The sequence below is a fragment of the Azospirillum sp. UENF 112521 genome (assembly GCF_058780665.1).
The window spans coordinates 997836-1015830 of the sequence record NZ_JBSNCI010000002.1 but is presented as its reverse complement, the minus strand read 5'-3'; the positions used below and the strand labels follow the sequence as shown (position 1 = coordinate 1015830).

Annotated in this window: 16 protein-coding genes; 9 read left to right on the top strand and 7 right to left on the bottom strand. The window is 68.5% G+C overall.

The features are described 5' to 3' along the window. Nucleotides 1-79: 79 nt before the first annotated feature. Complete coding sequence (locus tag ACWPN8_RS07140; RefSeq protein WP_492240327.1) at nt 80-490, top strand: hypothetical protein; 411 nt, start codon at nt 80-82, stop codon at nt 488-490. Between the two features lie 51 nt (nt 491-541). After that, a complete protein-coding gene (locus ACWPN8_RS07135) occupies nt 542-1912 on the top strand; it encodes a PepSY-associated TM helix domain-containing protein (protein ID WP_492240326.1) in 1371 nt (456 codons plus the stop codon). A gap of 10 nt (nt 1913-1922) precedes the next feature. On the opposite strand, the gene ACWPN8_RS07130 is transcribed toward ACWPN8_RS07135, so the two are convergent. Next, a complete protein-coding gene (locus ACWPN8_RS07130) occupies nt 1923-2828 on the bottom strand; it encodes a LysR family transcriptional regulator (protein ID WP_492240325.1) in 906 nt (301 codons plus the stop codon). Next, nucleotides 2825-4063 carry a molybdopterin molybdotransferase MoeA gene (locus ACWPN8_RS07125; protein ID WP_492240324.1) on the bottom strand — a complete coding sequence of 413 codons (1239 nt, stop codon included), beginning with the start codon at nt 4061-4063 and terminating at the stop codon, nt 2825-2827. The genes ACWPN8_RS07130 and ACWPN8_RS07125 overlap by 4 nt, the downstream gene beginning before the upstream one ends. A 334-nt stretch (nt 4064-4397) precedes the next feature. Between ACWPN8_RS07125 and ACWPN8_RS07120 the strand changes: the two genes are divergently transcribed. After that, on the top strand, nt 4398-4715 hold the full coding sequence (locus ACWPN8_RS07120; protein ID WP_492240323.1) for a hypothetical protein: 318 nt from the start codon (nt 4398-4400) through the stop codon (nt 4713-4715). A gap of 33 nt (nt 4716-4748) precedes the next feature. Here ACWPN8_RS07120 and ACWPN8_RS07115 read toward each other — a convergent pair whose 3' ends face one another. Continuing rightward, a complete protein-coding gene (locus tag ACWPN8_RS07115; RefSeq protein ID WP_109452024.1) occupies nt 4749-5960 on the bottom strand; it encodes an ATP-binding response regulator in 1212 nt (403 codons plus the stop codon). 296 nt (nt 5961-6256) lie between these two features. On the opposite strand from ACWPN8_RS07115, the gene ACWPN8_RS07110 reads away from it, so the two are divergent. Both ACWPN8_RS07110 and ACWPN8_RS07105 read left to right on the top strand, forming a co-directional pair. Next, complete coding sequence (locus ACWPN8_RS07110; RefSeq protein ID WP_492240322.1) at nt 6257-6721, top strand: hypothetical protein; 465 nt, start codon at nt 6257-6259, stop codon at nt 6719-6721. An 85-nt stretch (nt 6722-6806) separates the two neighbouring features. Further along, nucleotides 6807-8687: a carboxylesterase family protein gene (locus ACWPN8_RS07105; RefSeq protein ID WP_492240321.1), complete on the top strand. Its 1881-nt coding sequence runs from the start codon at nt 6807-6809 to the stop codon at nt 8685-8687. Between the two features lie 101 nt (nt 8688-8788). Here ACWPN8_RS07105 and glpX read toward each other — a convergent pair whose 3' ends face one another. The 3 genes from glpX to ACWPN8_RS07090 all read right to left on the bottom strand — a co-directional run bounded on the left by glpX (nt 8789) and on the right by ACWPN8_RS07090 (nt 12464). Further along, nucleotides 8789-9790 (bottom strand): class II fructose-bisphosphatase, encoded by a 1002-nt coding sequence (gene glpX, locus ACWPN8_RS07100; RefSeq protein ID WP_174471837.1) that lies wholly within the window; start codon nt 9788-9790, stop codon nt 8789-8791. Nucleotides 9791-9885: 95 nt separating this feature from the next. Further along, nucleotides 9886-11190 carry a homoserine dehydrogenase gene (locus tag ACWPN8_RS07095; protein ID WP_492240320.1) on the bottom strand — a complete coding sequence of 435 codons (1305 nt, stop codon included), beginning with the start codon at nt 11188-11190 and terminating at the stop codon, nt 9886-9888. Further along, nucleotides 11190-12464 (bottom strand): LL-diaminopimelate aminotransferase, encoded by a 1275-nt coding sequence (locus tag ACWPN8_RS07090; protein WP_109086512.1) that lies wholly within the window; start codon nt 12462-12464, stop codon nt 11190-11192. The genes ACWPN8_RS07095 and ACWPN8_RS07090 overlap by 1 nt, the downstream gene beginning before the upstream one ends. 292 nt (nt 12465-12756) lie before the next feature. On the opposite strand from ACWPN8_RS07090, the gene ACWPN8_RS07085 reads away from it, so the two are divergent. From ACWPN8_RS07085 to ACWPN8_RS07075, 3 genes are all read left to right on the top strand, one after another. Further along, nucleotides 12757-14829, top strand: coding sequence for a methyl-accepting chemotaxis protein (locus ACWPN8_RS07085; RefSeq protein WP_492240319.1), 2073 nt, complete (start codon nt 12757-12759; stop codon nt 14827-14829). A 95-nt stretch (nt 14830-14924) separates the two neighbouring features. After that, nucleotides 14925-15221 (top strand): hypothetical protein, encoded by a 297-nt coding sequence (locus tag ACWPN8_RS07080; RefSeq protein WP_492240318.1) that lies wholly within the window; start codon nt 14925-14927, stop codon nt 15219-15221. Nucleotides 15222-15285: 64 nt separating this feature from the next. Then, nucleotides 15286-16166 (top strand): IS5 family transposase gene (locus ACWPN8_RS07075; RefSeq protein WP_492240317.1). Its coding sequence is split into 2 segments (ribosomal slippage): nt 15286-15660 and nt 15663-16166, totalling 879 coding nucleotides; the frame shifts between segments, so codons are not numbered across the junction. A gap of 7 nt (nt 16167-16173) precedes the next feature. On the opposite strand, the gene ACWPN8_RS07070 is transcribed toward ACWPN8_RS07075, so the two are convergent. After that, on the bottom strand, nt 16174-17259 hold the full coding sequence (locus ACWPN8_RS07070; RefSeq protein ID WP_247873335.1) for a response regulator: 1086 nt from the start codon (nt 17257-17259) through the stop codon (nt 16174-16176). Nucleotides 17260-17407: 148 nt separating this feature from the next. On the opposite strand from ACWPN8_RS07070, the gene ACWPN8_RS07065 reads away from it, so the two are divergent. Further along, nucleotides 17408-17980, top strand: a complete 573-nt coding sequence (locus ACWPN8_RS07065) for a peroxidase-related enzyme (RefSeq protein ID WP_492240316.1) — start codon at nt 17408-17410, stop codon at nt 17978-17980. Nucleotides 17981-17995 lie beyond the last annotated feature (15 nt).

The following is a 17995-nucleotide window of genomic DNA, read 5'->3' as shown; positions in this document are numbered from 1 at the left end:
GCTTCCACCGGCACTTGTCCGCTGGCCGCGGATCGGATAACGATCGACGGCTTTCGGGCTCTCTGGCGAACGGAAACCGATGCTGGTTTATTGCCGCAGGCTGCAGGAACGGTGGGGGCTGGCGCTTGCACTCGCGCTGAGCCTCAGCCTGTTCGTTCGCCTTGCCGCACCCTATGCCGGGGCCGCCGACCGCGACGGCTATGTCGCGATCTGCACCGGAAGCGAACTGGTCTATCTGCCGGCGGACCATGACGGGCTGCCGCTGCCGGACGGCGGGCAGAGCGAGAAGCCGGACCTGCCGCCGCTCCACCTGCCCTGCAACTGGCTCGGACAGTTTCTCGTCCTGCTGCCGGCGTTGCAGATGCTGGTCCTGCCGGCGATTCCGCTGCTGCCGGCGGAGGTGCCGGAGCCCGAACAGCCGCACCGCCCGAAGCCGCTCAAGCCCTTCCAGTCGCAAGCCCCGCCATCCGGCCGTCATCCGACGCATTGAGCCGCCCGCCTGCCGGGCGAACCCGCATCGCGACGACCGACTGGACCGATCATGACGCAAACTCTGCAAGGCGGAGCCATCGGCTCTGCCCTTTACCGTGCGCTGTGGCGCTGGCATTTCTTCGCCGGGCTGATCTGCGCCCCCTTCGTCATCCTGCTCTGCGTGACCGGCGCCCTCTATCTGTTCAAGGACGAGATCAACGACGGGCTGCACCGCGAGCTGCGCCTCGTGACACCGCAGGCTACCGAGCGGCTGGCTCCGTCCGCCCTGGTCGCCAGGGCGCTGGAAGCCCATCCCGGCACGCTCAAGGGCTATGGCGCCCCTGCGGCACCCGACCGCCCCGCCGAAGTGAAGATCCTGGGATCCGACGGGCTGAAGGACGTCGTCTATGTCGATCCCTATGACGGCCGGGTGCTGGGCAGCCTGTGGGACGGCGGCTTCGCCGGATCGCCGACCATGTATGTCGTGCGCAAGCTGCACAGCCTGCAATATGCCGGCTGGTTCGCGGAGCGCGTCGTCGAGGGGGTGGCCGGCTGGATGGTGCTGATGACCGCCTCCGGCCTCTATCTCTGGTGGCCGCGCGGTCAGCAGAGGGGCGGCCAAAGGGGTGGTGTCGTCACGGTGCGCGGAGGGCCGGGCAAGCGCGTGTTCTGGCGCGACCTGCATGCCGTCACCGGACTCTTCGTCAGCGTCTTCATCGTCTTCCTGGCGATGACCGGACTGCCCTGGTCGGGCTATTGGGGCAAGCAGTTCTACGCCGCCGCCTATGCGGTCGGCATGGGCATGCCGGACGGCTATTGGGACAAGTACCCGGTCTCCACCGTCCCGCTGAAGGACACAATCGACCGTGCCCCCTGGATCGTCGAGAACCAGCCGGCGCCGCTGTCCACGTCGGCGGCCGGGGTGCCCGCCAAGCTGGACGACGTGGTGCGGACGGTCGAGGCGCTGGGCATGGCGCCGGGCTATGCCATCGCCATCCCAGGCAAGCCGGACGGCGTCTTCACCGCCTCCGTCTATCCCGACGACGTCAGCCGGGAACGGGTCGTTCATCTCGACCAGTACAGCGGCACGGTGCTGTTCGACATGCAGCTGAAGGATTTGGGCCTGTTCGGCCGGCTGGCGGAATGGGGGGTCGGCATCCATATGGGCCAGGCATTCGGGCTGGCGAACCAGCTGGTGCTGCTCGCGGCCCTGGTGGCGATGGTGGGGCTGACGATGTCGGGCATCGTGATGTGGTGGAAGCGCCGCCCGGCCGGCAGCCTGGGCGCGCCGCGCCTGCCGGCGGGCCGGCCCGTGCCGAAGGGGCTGATCGTCATCGCGCTTGCAGGCGGCCTGTTCTTCCCGATGGTGGGTGTTTCGATGCTGGCATTCGCTGCCGTCGAGCTGGCCGGTTACGGGACCCGCGCCCTGCGGATGGCCTGAGGCACGACCGTCAATTGGACGCCGGGGCCTGTCCGGCGTCCAGCGCGCTGCGCACGAACGCCCGCTCGGCGATGCTGCGGTAACGGTCGCGGTGCCGCAGCAGGTGGAAGGGCCGGGCCGGCAGGTCCAGCCCATCCAGCGCCACGATCCGCCCCGCCGCCAGATCCTCGGCGACGATCAGGTCGGACAGCACGCTGGCCCCGACGCCGGCCAGCAGCGCCGCCCGGATCACCCCGCCGCCGGGCAGCGTCATCGCCACGTCGAGCGCGTCGGGCGCCAGCCCCACCCCGCGCATCGCCGCCTCGAACAGCGCGCGGGTGCCGGATCCGGGTTCGCGCTGGATCCAGCGCCCGGCCGCCATCTCCTCGCGCCCGACCCGGCCCAGCCCGGCCCAGGGATGGCCGGCGCCGACCACCAGCCGCAGCCGGTCGCCTTCGATCGGTTCGCTGACCAGCGCCGAATCGCTCACGGCCCCCTCGGCGATGCCAAGCTCGGCGCGGCCGTCGCGCACCGCCTCGGCCACCTGTTCGGTGTTGCCGATGGACAGATCGACCCGGATGCCGGGATAGGCCGCGGCGAAGCGCAGCAGCCGCGGCGCCAGCCAATGGTTGCCGACCGTCTGGCTCGCCGCCAGCCGCAGCGCCCCGCGCGACAGGCCGGACAGCTCGGCCAGCATCGTGCCGGCCTCCTCCACCTTCGCCAGGATGGCGCGGGCCTGGGCGTGCAGCAGGTCGCCGGCGGCGGTCAGCTCCACCCGGCGGCCGATGCGGTCGAACAGGCGCAGGCCATGCTCGGCCTCCAGCGCGGCGATGGCGGCGCTGACCGCCGGCTGCGACAGGTGCAGAACCTCGGCGGCACGGGTGAAGTGCAGCATCTCCGCCACCGTGGCGAAGATGCGCAGCTGCTCCAGCGTCACGCGAACAGGCCGGTGAAGGGCAGGAAATCGACAAGATCGCCGGGCCGCACCGCCGTGGCCTCGGCCGGCATGTCGACCAGCCCGTCGGCTTCGACCATCGAGGTCAGCACGCCGGAGCTGTTGCTGGGGAACTTCACCGCGACCGGGCGGCCGTCCGCGCCGCGCTCCAGCCGGGCGCGCAGGAACTCGCGGCGGCCGGGCTTCTTGGTGAAGGTGAAGTCGGCGACCACCAGGCTGCGCGGCGTGGCGATGCCGCTGGCCCCCGACAGGCGCAGGACCAGCGGGCGGCCGACCAGCAGGAAGGTCACCATCGCCGACACCGGATTGCCGGGCAGCCCCAGGAAGGGCGTGTCGCCCACCCGGCCGAGCGCCAGCGGCTTGCCCGGCTTGATCGCCAGCGTCCACAGGTCGATGGAGCCCAGCGCATTGACCGCCGCCTTGACATGGTCCTCCTCGCCGACCGACACGCCGCCGCTGGTGACGATCAGGTCGGCGGTGCCGGCGGCCTCGGCCAGTGCGGCGCGGGTGGCGTCCGGCCGGTCGGGCAGGATGCCGAGGTCGCGCACCTCCACCCCCAGCGCGTCGAGCTGGGCGGCCAGCGTGTAGCGGTTGGCGTCATAGATGGCGTGGTCCGGCTTGGGCGTCCCCGGCTCGCGCAGCTCGTCGCCGGTGGAGAACAGCACGACGGTCAGCCGCTTGCGCACCGTCAGGGTGGAGCGGCCGACCGCGGCGGCGAGCCCGACCTCCTGCGCGCGCAGGCGCTGGCCGGTTTGCAGAACCACCGCACCGGCGGTCATGTCCTCCCCCGCCAGCCGGATGTTGGAGCCGCGCTTCAGCGATGCCGGGACCAGCACGGCGTCGCCGTCGGTCCGGCAATCCTCCTGCATCGCCACGGTGTCGACCCCGGCCGGGACCGGCGCGCCGGTGAAGATGCGCACCGCCTGCCCTGCCGCGACCGTGCCGTCGAAGGTCGATCCCGCCGGAACCCGCCCGACGACGTCCAGCCGCCGGAAGCCCTCCCCCGCCTCGGCGGGAAAGGCCCAGCCGTCCATGGCCGAGACGTCGGCCGGCGGCACGTTGACCGGCGCCACCACCTCTTCCGCCAGAACGCGGCCGAGCGCCCGGCGCAGCGGCACCTCCTCCGTCCCGGTCACCGCGCCATAGCCCCGTGCGACGCGGGCGACCGCCTCGTCCAGCGACAGGGGAATGGGGCCGTGTGCGGAGCAATCGTCCATGATCTCGATGTCCTTGTTGAACGGGCCGGGATGAGGAGCGCCATTCGAGCGGCGGTCGGGCCCGCGCCCTTCCTATCGCCAACTGCAACCCCTGCCTTTGATCGGCGTCAAGGCTCTGTTTGGATATTCCTGTATTGCGGCGCCTCGGTCCGTCCCCGCCCGCAGCCAGCCGGGACAGGCCGGGACAGGCCGGGTTCCCGGCATGGGGAAGGCTCCCTCCTTTTCGATGCACCTGCCCCGCGCTTTGGCGTAGGATGCCCGCACTTTGCCACAGCCCCCGCCGGGGCCGGCGATTTTCCTGTCCGTTCCCGTATCCGCAAGAGCAGCCCGTCCCATGGCAAAGCCCCGCCGTTCCCCGTCCCGCAGCACCCCGTCCGATGTTCAGGGGGCATGGCTGCGCCGCGGTCTGGACCAGCCGGGCGGCAAGCTGCCGCTGTTCGACGAGCGCGGGCAGCGCGTGAAGAAGCCGACGGTGGACGCCTGCCTGAAGTCGGGATGGGCGGAGCGCTGGTTCGACAATCCGCTGAAGCCGGACTGGCTGGTCTGCCGCCTGACCGAGGCCGGCCGCACCGCGCTGGGCGGGCATGAGCACGGCGATGTCGCCCCTGCCGACAAGGCGGAGGCCGATGCGCGGCAGGGTGCGCTGATTTAAGGGGCTGCTATTTAAGGCGCTGCTTGAGCGGAGCTACTGCGCCGCCTGCGCGATGCCGTTCACGCGCTTGATCCGCAGCTGGCGGTCGACCTCGGCCTGGAGCTGGCGCGGGGTCACCGGCTTGTGCAGGATCGCCACGCCATGGGCCGAGGCGTCGGCCAGCGTGTCGGCGCCGGTCTCCCCGGTCAGGATCAGGGCGGGAACCTCCGCACCGTAGCGGGCGCGCACCCGGCGGATCACCTCGGTGCCGACCCGCCCCTCGCGCAGTCGGTAATCGGCGATGACGATGTCCGGCACCCGTCCCAGCGACTCCAGCCGGTCCATCGCCCGGTCGGCGCTGTCGGCGGCGACGACGCGGAACCCCCATTCGGTCAGCACCGTCTGCAAGCCCAGCAGCACAACCGCGTCGTCATCGACCAGCACGGCAAGGCGCGGGCGGTCGATGGACGGCGGCCGCTCCGGCCCCCCTGCCCGGCCGGCGAGAAAGCGGGCCGGCGCCAGCGGCACCAGGACGCGGAAGGCCGATCCCTGCCCGTGCACCGACCGCACCTCGACCGGATGGTCGAGCAGCTGCGACAGCCGCCGCACGATGGCGAGCCCGAGCCCGAGCCCGCGCAGCCGGTCGCGCTCCGGATTGCCGACCTGATGGAATTCCTCGAAGATGCGGTCGAGATGTTCGGGCGGGATGCCGATGCCGGTGTCCTGAACCTCGATGGCCAGCCGGTCGCCGTCCGGCCCGGCATCGATGCGGCAGCGGATGCGGATCGCCCCGGCATCGGTGTAGCGCAGCGCATTGTCGACCAGATTGCGCAACAGCTGCATCAGCAGCCCGCGGTCGCTGCGCAGCACCGCCTCGCAGCTCTCCACCCGCCAGACCAGCCCCTTGGCGGTCGCCTGCTCGCCATAGGCGGCGTCGAGCGCGTCGGTCAGCTCGCCGACGTCGAAGGTGTCGAGGACCGGCGTCACCACCCCCGCTTCCAGGCGCGACACCTCCAGCAGCCCGTCCAGCAGGCCCTTCATGGTGTCGAGCCCCTGGTCGAGCCGGGACAGCAGATCGCGGCCGCTGTGGTCGCCGACATGGCGGGCAAGGGCTGCGGACAGGAAGAACAAAGCCTGGAGCGGCTGACGGAGGTCGTGGCTGGCGGCAGCGAGGAACTTCGACTTGGCGAGATTGGCGCGCTCGGCTTCCTCCCGGGCGGCATCGCGCTCCGCTTCCAGCGACTGAAGGCGATGAATGAGACTCATGCTTCGACCACGGCTCTCACGGAGGATTGGGGTTCCCGAAGGCGCCCCGTTTCCATTTTAGAACAGAACCGGGGGTAATGTTAAAATGCATTAACCATAATAATGCTGCAGCGCGCAACCCTTCCCAGGCATATGCGTCGCATGGGCAGGGTCCATGAAGAAAAGGTTAATGGAGGTTCATATGCGAAAGCCCCGGCATTGTCCGGGGCTTTCCGCATTCGGGACTCGATTGGCCGCCTCGCGCCGGACGCTGTGGGCAAACCTTTCGATATCCGCTTTTTCCGGTACGCGAGACCGTGCCGGACGCCGACTCAGATGCTGCGGCGGACGGCCATGTGGATTTCGCCGCGGGTCAGTCCGATGTCGGACAGTTCGGAGTCGGACATGTGGTTCAGCTCACTTTCCGCGCGGTGAAGTTCAATCCGTTCGTGGACCCAATGAACGACACGCTGGAAGAGGGTGATTTCTTTTGTTCCGGTCGCAAACAATTCACCGGACGAAGACTGCATCGAAGAGTAGGCCATGTTGATCTCCTGCGCTTGGCGCTGATTACATGGTCCTATTTTGCCTTTCGCACCCGCGAAATCAACGGACAACCCTCTGCGGTCCTGCGGCGGCAGACCTGCACGGATTCGATGGGCCGGAATTTCCTGCGGACCGCAGGCTTCGCCGCGCCGCGATCCGGCAATTCATGGACAAACTGCGGGAAAATGTTCCCGCAATCCTCCCATCGGATAGAAATCATCCGAAATTACCGATAGTATAGCGTCATTATTTCTACTTTAGAGGATTAGCTCAATGCAGATGGTCCGCAATAAGAAACCTTTGAGTGCATTTTTCGCCGGCATGCTTGCCCTTCCCCTCCTTGCCGCATCGGTCACGGGGTCGGCCTGGGCGGCTTCCCCCAAGCCGGCAACGCCGAACCCCCAACCGCCGGCCGCCCCCGCCTGCACCTCGTCCGACCCGACGACGGTCTGGGCCGACAATGCGAAATCGACCGCGGCACTCTGCGGCAGCCAGGGGACGGGGGGTATCGCCTCCTATCTCGGCATTCCCTATGTGGCGAACCAGCCGGTGCCGCCGAACCGCTGGATGCCCAGCGCGCCGGCAAGCTGGCCGCCCGCGCCCGCCATGCAGGCGGTGAACGTGCAGAATCAATGCATCCAGAAGCTGCCGGCCTGGGACGCCCAGCCGCCGGCGACCGGCGAGGACTGCCTGTATCTGAATGTCTGGGCGCCCACGGCCTCGCTGAACAACCCGGCGGCCAAGCTGCCGGTGATGGTCTTCATCCATGGCGGCGCCTTCATCGCCGGCTCGGGCGGCGCGCCGGTCTACAACGGATCGGCACTGGCGCAGAACGGCGTCATCGTGGTCACGCTGAACTACCGGCTGGGTGCGCTGGGCTTCATGGCCGCACAAGTGCCGGCGACCGGCAAGAAGGATGCGCCGACCGTCGACATCAACGGCAATTTCGGTCTCGACGACCAGCGCAACGCCCTGCTCTGGGTCCAGTCCAACATCGCCCGCTTCGGCGGCGATCCGACGCAGGTCACGCTGTTCGGAGAGAGCGCCGGCGCGATGTCCACCGGGCTGCATCTCTTCGCCTCTCCGGCCAGCGCCCCGCTGTTCCAGGCGGCGATCATGGAAAGCAACCCCATCGGATCGCTGTATCGCACCCTGGCCGACACCCAGAGCCAGGGCACCAACTTCATCCGCTGGCTGTGCACCAAGACGCTCCATCTGCTGAGCTGTCCGGGCAACATGGAATGGTTGCAGAGCCTGTCGCCCGACACCATCCAGAAGGCGCAGGCCGACTTCCTCAATCTGGGAATCGGCAACGGCAACGGCGGCGGAGGCCCCGTTCCGGCGGCCGGGGCGCTGGCCGACTCCCTGCCCTGGGCGCCGACCGTCGACGGCAAGGACGTCGTCGCCCAGCCGATCGCCGGCTTCGCCACCGGCATGCCGCAGAAGCCCTTCCTGTTCGGCGTCAATGCCGATGAAGGCGCCGTCTTCGCCGCGATGATCGCCGCCGCAATCCCCGGCCCCTATCTGCCGGCGGAATACAACAAGATCCTGGCCAAGGCGATCCCGGACACCACCGCGCGGACCGCAATCGCCGCTTACCAGAACAGTGCCGGCCAGAAGCCCTATGTGGCGCCGGCCGCCAACCCGCCGACCTATTACGGCCTGGACAAGATCACCAACGGAACGGCGCAGACGACCGATCTGCTGATAGACGACTTCGCCTTCCACTGCGCGAACCTGTGGATGGCCGGACAGGCCTATGGCCAGATCGCCAACACCAAGGGCACCTCGCCGATCTATGGCTACCTGTTCAGTCAGCAGCCGATCTTCGACCTCTACAAGACGGCGTCGGGCCAGCCGGTCGCGGCCTGCGCGCCGAGCAACGGCAATGTCTGCCATGCCAACGAGCTGCCCTACGTGTTCAGCACGCTGGGCATCCTGTTCGCCAACCCGCCCCAGGCGGACGCCGCGCTGGCCGGCACGATGACCTCGACCTGGGCAAGCTTCGCCAAGAACCCGGCGGCCCCGGCCGGACTGACCGCCTATACCCCCACCGGCGTCTTGAACCTCTTCAACAGCCGGACGTCTGCGAAGACGACGCCGATCTCCGGCATGGATCAGGCCGGCAACTGCTCGGCTCTGTGGAACACACTGGGCGTCTATCCGGCCGCGGCGCAGACGACCGCCAGCAACAAGCCGTAACCGTCCTTTCGGAAGGCGGCAAAGAGAAGGGCGCGCGGGAGACAATCCCGCGCGCCCTTTCCCACAGCATCCGGCCCCGCAAGGGACCGGCGGCAAAAACCTTACTTCACGCTGACCTTGCGCGACAGGTTGTGGTGCGCCTCGATGTAGCGGACGGTGCCCGACTTGGAGCGCATGATGACCGAGTGGGTGTAGGCACCGCCCGGAACGCGGCGGACACCCTTCAGCATGGCGCCGTCGGTCACGCCGGTGGCGGCGAACATGACGTTGCCGCGCGCCAGCTCGTGCAGGCTGTACTTCTTGTCGAGGTCGGTGACGCCCCACTTGGCGGCGCGGGCCTTCTCGTCGTCGTTGCGGAACAGCAGACGGCCCTGGAACTGGCCGCCGATGCAGCGCAGCGCGGCAGCGGCCAGCACGCCTTCCGGCGCACCGCCGGAGCCGACATACATGTCGACGCCGGTGCCGGCCTGGCTGGTGGCGATGACGCCCGACACGTCGCCGTCGTTGATCAGCATGATGCGGGCGCCGGCTTCACGGACGCGGGCGATCAGCTCGGCGTGGCGCGGACGGTTCAGGATGCAGACCAGCAGCTCCTGCACCTCGGTGCCCTTGGCGGCGGCCAGCGCCTTCAGGTTGTTGGCCGGGGTCTCGTCCAGGTCGACGACATTGTCCGGCAGGCCGGCACCGACGGCGATCTTGTCCATGTAGACGTCGGGGGCGTTCAGGAAGCCGCCCTCCTCCGCCATGGCGATCACGGCCAGCGAGTTCGGGCCGCCGGTGGCGCAGATGGTGGTGCCTTCCAGCGGGTCGAGCGCGATGTCGACCTTCGGGCCGGAGCCGATGCCGGCACCGACCTTCTCGCCGATGTACAGCATCGGGGCCTCGTCGCGCTCACCCTCGCCGATCACGACGGTGCCGTCGATGTAGAGCGTGTTGAGCGCCTGGCGCATGGCGTCGACCGCGGCCTGGTCGGCCAGCTTCTCGTCGCCGCGACCCATCAGCAGCGAGGCCGACAGAGCGGCGGCCTCGGTCACGCGGACGGCCTCCAGCGCGAGGTTGCGGTCCATGTGGGACAGGTCGACATGCGTAGACGGCGTAGACATCGTGTGCTCCCCCAACTCTTCGGTCGTATCAGGCTGTGTTTGGTCAGGCTGTGCTTGGTTATTGTGGGAAACGGTCCCGATCAGAACTGCCCTGGTCAGAACTGCTCGATCCGGATCATCCGCGGCGGCTCCAGCACGCTGTCGCTGGCCGCGATGGTCGCAAGCGCGCGCTGCATGGCCGCCTCGTCGGTGTCATGGGTGGTCAGGACCACCGGAACGCCTTCGCCCGGCGAGCGGCCGCGCTGCAGGAACTGCTCCATGGAGACGTTCTGGTCGCGCATCGCCGCTGCGATATCCGCTATCACACCGGGACGGTCCACGACCATCAGGCGGACGTAGTACGACCCGCGGCGCGCTTCCATCGGCGAGGGGGTTGCCGCACCCAGCCGATCGGCCGGAACGCCGAAGGTGGGCGTAGACCGCCCGCGGGCGATGTCGATCAGGTCGGCGACCACCGCCGAGGCGGTCGGGCCGGCGCCGGCGCCGCGGCCGACGAACAGCACCCGGTCGGCGAAGTCGGCCTGAGCCACCACGGCGTTGAACACGCCGTCCACCGACGCGATGGGGGCGGCCACCGGCACCATGCAGGGATGGACGCGCTGCTCGACGCCCGCTTCGGTGCGCCGCGCGATGCCCAGCAGCTTGATGCGGAAGCCCAGCTGGTCGGCATAGTCGAAATCGACCGCCGACACCTGCCGGATGCCCTCGACATAGACCGAGGAGAAATCGACCGGCGTGCCGAAGGCGACCGACGCCAGGATCGCCAGCTTGTGCGCGGCGTCGATGCCGTCGATGTCGAAGCTGGGGTCGGCCTCGGCATATCCCAGAGCCTGGGCATCGGCCAGCACATCGGCGAAGTCGCGGCCGGTGGTCCGCATCTCCGTCAGGATGTAGTTGCAGGTGCCGTTGAGGATGCCGTGGATTTCCGACACGGCGTTGCCGGCAAGACCCTCGCGCAGCCCCTTGATGATCGGGATGCCGCCGGCGACCGCCGCCTCGAAGGCGACGGTCAGGCCGCGCGATTCGGCCTTCCGGGCGATCTCGGTGCCGTGGACGGCCAGCAGCGCCTTGTTGGCGGTGACCACATGCTTGCCGGTCTCCAGCGCCGTGGCGACGGTGTCGCGCGCCGGGCCTTCCGACCCGCCGATCAGCTCCACCACCAGATCGGCGCCGGCCTCGGCGGCCATCGCGACGGGATCGTCGAACCACTGGACGCGCGACAGATCGACGCCGCGGTCCTTGCCCTTCGAGCGCGCGCTGACCGCGACCACCTCGATCCGGCGGCCGCAGCGCTGTTCGATCAGCGAGCCTTGCGTTTCCAGCAGCTTCAGGACGCCGGCACCGACCGTACCTAGGCCGGCGACGGCGATTTTCAGGGGGGCTTGCTGGGCGTTCGGCATCAGGCTTTCGCTTTCTCGGATTCCAGAAGGGCGGCGCGGGCCACCGGGTCCTTGCTCGCCGCAACGCCGCCGGCGTTGGAGCGGAAGAACTCCTTGATGTTGCGGGTCGCCTGGCGGATGCGGTGGACGTTCTCCACCATCGCCAGACGGACATGGCCGTCGCCGTATTCGCCGAAGCCGATGCCGGGCGCCACCGCGACCTCCGCCTGCTGCAGCAGCAGCTTGGAGAATTCCAGCGAGCCCAGATGGGCGAACTGCGGCGGGATCGGCGCCCAGGCGAACATCGACGCCTTCGGGCTGGGAACCTCCCAGCCGGCGGCGGCCAGCCCCTCGATCATCACGTCGCGGCGCTGCTTGTACATGTCGCGCACCTGCTGCACGCAGTCCTGCGGACCGTTCAGCGCGGCGGCAGCGGCGACCTGGATCGGCGTGAAGGCACCGTAGTCGAGGTACGACTTGATGCGGGCCAGCGCCGTGATCAGCGTCTTGTTGCCGGTGGCGAAGCCGATGCGCCAGCCGGCCATCGAATAGGTCTTCGACATCGAGGTGAACTCGACGGCGATCTCGCGCGCTTCCGGGATCTCGAGGATCGAGGGCGGCGGGTCGTTGTCGAAGAAGATCTCGGCATAGGCCAGATCGGACAGGATGTAGATGCCGTGCTTGCGGCAGAACTCGACGATCGGACGGTAGAAGTCCAGCCCGACCACCTCGGCCGTCGGGTTCGACGGGTAGTTCAGCACCAGCGCCAGCGGCTTCGGCACGCTGTGGCGCACGGCGCGCTCCAGCATGATCATGAAGCTGTCGATGTCGGTCGACGCCCCGTTCTCCATGCCCACCGGCAGGTGGCGCACCGAGGCGCCGGCCAGGATGAAGCCGAACGGATGGATCGGGTATGAGGGATTCGGCACCAGGATGATGTCGCCGGGGCTGGTGATCGCCTGGGCGAGGTTCGCCAGACCTTCCTTCGAGCCGATGGTGACGATGCACTCGGTCTCGGGATCGACGTCGACGTTGAAGCGGCGCTTGTAATAGGCGGCATGGGCCTTGCGCAGGCCGGGGATGCCGCGGGAGTTCGAGTAGCGGTGCGTCTTCGGATCGCGCACGGCCTCGACCAGCTTGTCGACGATGTGCTGCGGGGTCGCCTGGTCGGGATTGCCCATGCCGAGGTCGATGATGTCGGCGCCGTTGGCCCTAGCTCGCGCCTTCATCGCGTTCACTTCGGCGAAGACGTAGGGCGGCAGGCGCTTGATGCGATGGAATTCGGTGTTGGACATGGACGCTCCGGAAGACCGCTCCGGTCACGCCACGAACCCAAGAGACCTGCGGACCGGGACTGACGTTCTACCGCCCTGACGCGACGGAAGCGAGGCAAATTTCGTGTTCGGACCGTCCGGCACGGCGCTTTGGCCGCGACGGCCCCGTGAGACGCGGTGATGGAGTGACTTAACAATCTCCCTACCAACGTCGTGGTTAAACCTAACTGTGCTTTAACCCATTAGATTTCATACCTTCGGCTTGGCACTTTCGTAGCCATGCCGCATCGGTGAAGGCTGTTGGAGTCGTAAGATGGTTTCGCTTTTGAAGGTCGCAGATCGGCTGCTCGGCGACATGCGCTTTTCACGCAAGATGGCGCTTGCCCTGTCGGTCCCGATTGCGGGCGTGGTCGTGCTGTCGTCGCTGCTGGTGTGGGAACAGGTCGAAGCGAGCCGCCGGGCGTCCGATCTCGCCTCCGTAACCCGCCTGTCGGTCGGCATGACCAGCCTCGTGCACGAGCTTCAGAAGGAACGCGGCTCCTCCTCCATCTTCCTCGCCGGCAAGCTCGCCGAAGACCGCAAGCGCCTGGAGACGGTGCGGACCGCCGCCGACGCCCGGATGGCCGAGCTGGCCCAGGACATCGCCGGGGCCCGGGTCCGCGATTCCCGGGTAGCCGCGGCGATCGGCGGCGCCCGCGACGCACTGTCGCAGCTGTCCGGCCTGCGCACCGGCGTCGACGGCATGGCGCAATCCTCGATGGAGGTGGTGGCGAGCTACACCGCCGTGATCCGCAGGCTGCTCGACGCCGCCGGGCAGGCCCGGTCCCTGTCCGACGGCAGCGACCAGCTGCGCGCCGCCGATGCCCTGGTCTCCCTGTCGGAGGCGAAGGAGCGGCTGGGCCAGCAGCGTGCGGTCGGCGGCGGCGCCTTCCGCAAGGACCGTTTCCCCATCGACGCGCATGAACGCTTCATCGAGCTGTCGGGCGAATACAAGGCGCTGATGGGCGGGCTGAAGAACAAGCTGACCGCCGAGCAGGCCGGCTATTTCGACCGGACCGTCGCCGGACCGGCCATCGCGGAGGTGGAGCGGATGCGGCGGACCGGCATCGCCTCGGCCTATGGCGCCGCGGGCGAGCGGATCGATGCCGGGAAATGGTTCGACACCATCACCATCGCCATCGACATGCTGCGCAGCGTCGAGACCCGGGTGGCCGACGACCTGATCGGGCTTGCCACCCTCGATGCGCAGGAGTTGATGAACCGGCTGGTCGGCATGGCCGCCGGTCTGGCGATCCTGCTGGTGACCATGACGCTGATCGCCGTCCTGGTCGCCCGCAACATCACCCGGCCCATCGCCCGCCTGAACGGCGACATGGCGCGGCTGGAAGCCGGCGAGCGCGAACTGACCATCCACGGTGCCGGACGCGCCGACGAGCTGGGCGCCATGGCGCGCAGCCTCGACCAGTTCCGCCTCAGCCTCGCCGAAGCCGACCGGCTCGCCGCGGAGCAGCGGCAGCACCAGGAGGACCGGCTGCGCGAGGCCGAGCGGCTGGAGCAGCTGGTCGATGCGTTCGACCGCCACATCGAAATGGTCGCGGAGCAACTGGCGGGTGCTGCCACCGGCCTGCGCGGCAATGCCCAGCAGATGAGCCACATCGCCTCGGAGACCGAAGTCCATGTCCTCTCCGTCGCCCGCGCGTCCGAAGGGGCATCCGACAATGTCCAGGCCGTCGCCGCCGCGGCGGAGGAGCTGACCGCCTCCATCGCCGAGATCGGACGCCAGATGGCGGGCTCGACCGAGATGGCGGAGCGGGCGGTCGGCGACGTCCGGCGCACCGCCGACGTCATCGCCGATCTCAGCGGCGCCGCCCAGCAGGTGGGCGAGATCGTGCGGATGATCACCGACATCGCCAGCCAGACCAACCTTCTCGCCCTCAACGCCACCATCGAGGCCGCCCGCGCGGGCGGGGCCGGCAAGGGCTTCGCGGTGGTGGCGCAGGAGGTGAAGAACCTCGCCAACCAGACGGCGAAGGCGACCGAGGACATCACCGCCAAGGTGGCCGAAATCCAGGCGGCGACCGGCCACACCGTCAGCGCCATCGACGACATCGGCGGCATTGTCACCCACATCGAGGAAAACATCTCCGCGGTCGCCGCCGCCGTGGAGGAGCAGAACGCCGCCACCGCGGAGATCGGCCGCAACGTCCGGCAGGCCGCCGACGGCACCGACCGGGTGTCGCACAACGCCTCCCTGGTCGGCACCGAGGCCAGCCGGGCCGGCGCCATGGCGAAGGAGGTGCTGTCGATGGCCGACGCGCTGAAGCGCAACGCCGACGGGCTGCGCAGCGACGTCGCCGACTTCATCGGGAAAATCCGGGCGGCGTGAGGGGGGCGGGGAGCGGCGTGGCGGTCGCCGCTTTCCACCCAAGAGGGAGGCATGTATCCTGAGAGCGTAGCGATTTTCTCCCGGAGGCTCCCGCGATGCCCGTTTCGCCGACCCCGCCGGCACGCCCCTCCAAAGTGACGGCCACAATTCCGGCGGAGGAACTGCCGCGAGCGATCACCGCCGCCCTCCCCGTCCGCCCGCCGGCCGGAACCCGCTTCCGGGTGACCATCGAACCGGCCGATGAGAGCGAAGAGGAACGCCGACAGTCGTTGATGGATGACGTTGCTGTCGGGCTGGAGGACGCGGACGCAGGGCGGACGACGGACGGCGAGATGCTGTTCGAGCGTCTGATCGCCAAATATGCCAAGGCGCCCGCGACCTGCCGCACGTGATGCGAGACTAGGTCCTGTCTGACGAGCCTATTGACGTTGTGGTTTAGAGCCCAAGGTCAGTTTGATGGCTTACGATGCGACAGGGCTGCGACGCTACGAACTGAGCGATGCGCAGTGGGATCGGATCGCGGATTTGATGCCGCGGTCGAATCCGCGAGGTGGCGGTGTGTGGCGGGATCACCGTCAAGTGGTTGATGGGCTGATGTGGAAGCTGAACACCGGCGCCCAATGGCGGGACATTCCCGAACGCTACGGCCCCTGGCAGATGATCTACGAACGCTTTGTGCGATGGCGTTGCGACGGGCTGTTCGAGCGGATCCTCGACCGGCTGCGCTTGCAGCTTGATGCGGATGGTCGGATCGATGTGGACCTCTGGTGCATCGACGGCACCAGCATCCGGGCCAGTCGCTCGGCGGCTGGGGGCGGAAAAAGGGGGGCTCGGACGAGCCGGCCGACCACGCACTCGGCCGCTCCCGCGGGGGCTTCGGGACCAAAATCCATTTGGTGACCGATGGCAACGGCCTGCCGCTGGCCGCCGTGCTGAGCGCAGGTCAGCTTCAGGAAATCTCCTTCGCCGTCGCCGCCTTGGAGGCGGTCAGCTTGCCCACCCGCCGAGGGCGCCGACGCACCAAGCCTCGAAAGCTGGCTGGCGACAAGGGCTACAGCGCCAATCGCTTTCGTCAGTACCTGCGACGCCGCCACATCGAACCGGTCATTGCCATGCGCAAGGACGAACGCAGGCGAACCCACCGCGGCAGGCCGCCTCGGTTCGATCGGGAGGCATACCGGCGACGAAACGTCGTCGAGCGTGGCATCGGATGGCTCAAAGGATGCCGATCCGTTGCCACGCGACATGACAAGCTTGCCGTCAACTACATGACCTTCATCAGGCTCGCCATGATCCAGCGATGCCTGCGCGTCAGTAGGCCGTCAGACAGGACCTAGCGCCCCCTCACCCCACCCCGGTCGCCTTCGCGTATTTCCGCTTCGCCACCTCCAGCGAAGCCAGCAGCTGCTGGCCGGTGGCGCCGCCGTCGCCGCTGACGCGGCCGGTCATCACTGCCCTGATCGCGTCGACATGGGCCTTGAATAGCAGATGCTCGTTGGCGGTCACCGTGGTCAGGCCGCTGCGGGTGGCCTCGTAGAGCGACTTGGCGATGTGGGTGATCAGCGGATAGCCGAAGATGCCGCCCTGCCCGCGCATCTCGTGGGCCGAGCGGTTGACCTGGGCCAGCAGGCCGGCCACCGCCTCGGGCTCGCGCGGCAGGCGCTCGACACGGCGGCCCATCTCGTCCACCTCCGCGCCGATCCAGACGGCATAGTCGCCGGCGCGGTTCAGGATCTCCTCCTCCGCGGCGGCCAGCACCTCCGGCGGCAGGGTCGGCACCGGGTCGCGCGGGGCAAGGCCGGCCTTGGCGCCCAGCCGGTTGGGCAGGTCGAAATAGATGACGGGGAAGCGGTCGATGCCGCGCGCCTTCGACGCGCTGTGCACCATCAGGATCTCCGACGGCGCGGTCATCCGGCAATCCATCGCCACCGGCTTGTCGGCGCGGCGGCGGTCGGGGCCGAAATAGCCCTTGGCCAGGACGAAGCGGCGCGGCCGGGCGATGGCGAACAGCAGCCGGCTGGCGATGGTCTGGGCGGAAAAGGGCTTGGCGATGAAGTCGGTCGCCCCGAGATCGCGGGCCTGCTCGACATAATGCCGGTCGGCGGCCCCGGACAGCATCAGCACCGGCAGGAACTTGTCGGGGCTTTTCGGGCTGTAGCGGATCCAGCGCAGCAGCATCAGCCCGTTGACCTCGGGCATCACCAGATCGGACAGGATCAGGTCGACCGGCGCGGTGCCCGGCGGCAAGGCCGCGCGGCGCTCCTCCAGCCAGCGGATGGCGTCGGCGCCGCTCGCCACCCCCTCCACCCGGCCGATGCCGATGGTGCGCAGGGTCGCCGTCAGCACCGTGCGGATGAAGCTGCTGTCCTCCACCACCAGGACCGAAAGAAGATCGAGCTTCGGCTGGGTCATCGCCTTCTGTTTCGCCAACCGGGACATATTCCCGCATTCAGTTTCCACTTCTGGCACAACCAGGCCCGATTGGCGAGCGACAAGCGGAACGGAAGACAAAGCGCGCGGCCGCGGTTACCCTCCCCCGGCCGAAAAGGCCCAGCAATCAAAAGAGAGGACTCGCCCGATGCCGCAACCCGATCACGTCATGGCCCTGCCCCTGCCGGAAAAGCCGGACCTCGACCCCGACATGCAGGCCCTGTTCGACAAGTGCGTGGAAAAGCTGGGCTTCGTGCCAAACGTGCTCCAGGCCTACGCCCTGCGGCCGAAGAAGCTGCGCAACTTCGCGATGGTCTACAACGAGCTGATGCTGGGCGAGAGCGGCCTCAGCAAGCTTGAGCGCGAGATGATCGCGGTGGTCGTCTCTTCCGCCAACCATTGCTATTACTGCCTGGTCGCCCATGGGCAGGCGGTGCGCAAGCTGTCGGGCGATCCGGAGCTGGGCGAGATGCTGGTCGCCAACTACCGTGTCGCCCCGCTGGAGCCGCGCCAGCGCGCCATGCTCGACTTCGCCTGGAAGCTGACCAAGGAGCCGATGTCGGTCGGCGAGCCCGACCGCGAGGCGCTGCGCGCCGCCGGATTCAGCGCCGAGGACATCTTCGACATTGCCGACACGGTCGGCTTCTACAACATGTCCAACCGCGTGGCGACCGCGGTGGACATGATCCCGAACCGCGAGTACCACAGCCAGGACCGTTAAGGCCCGGAAAGCCGC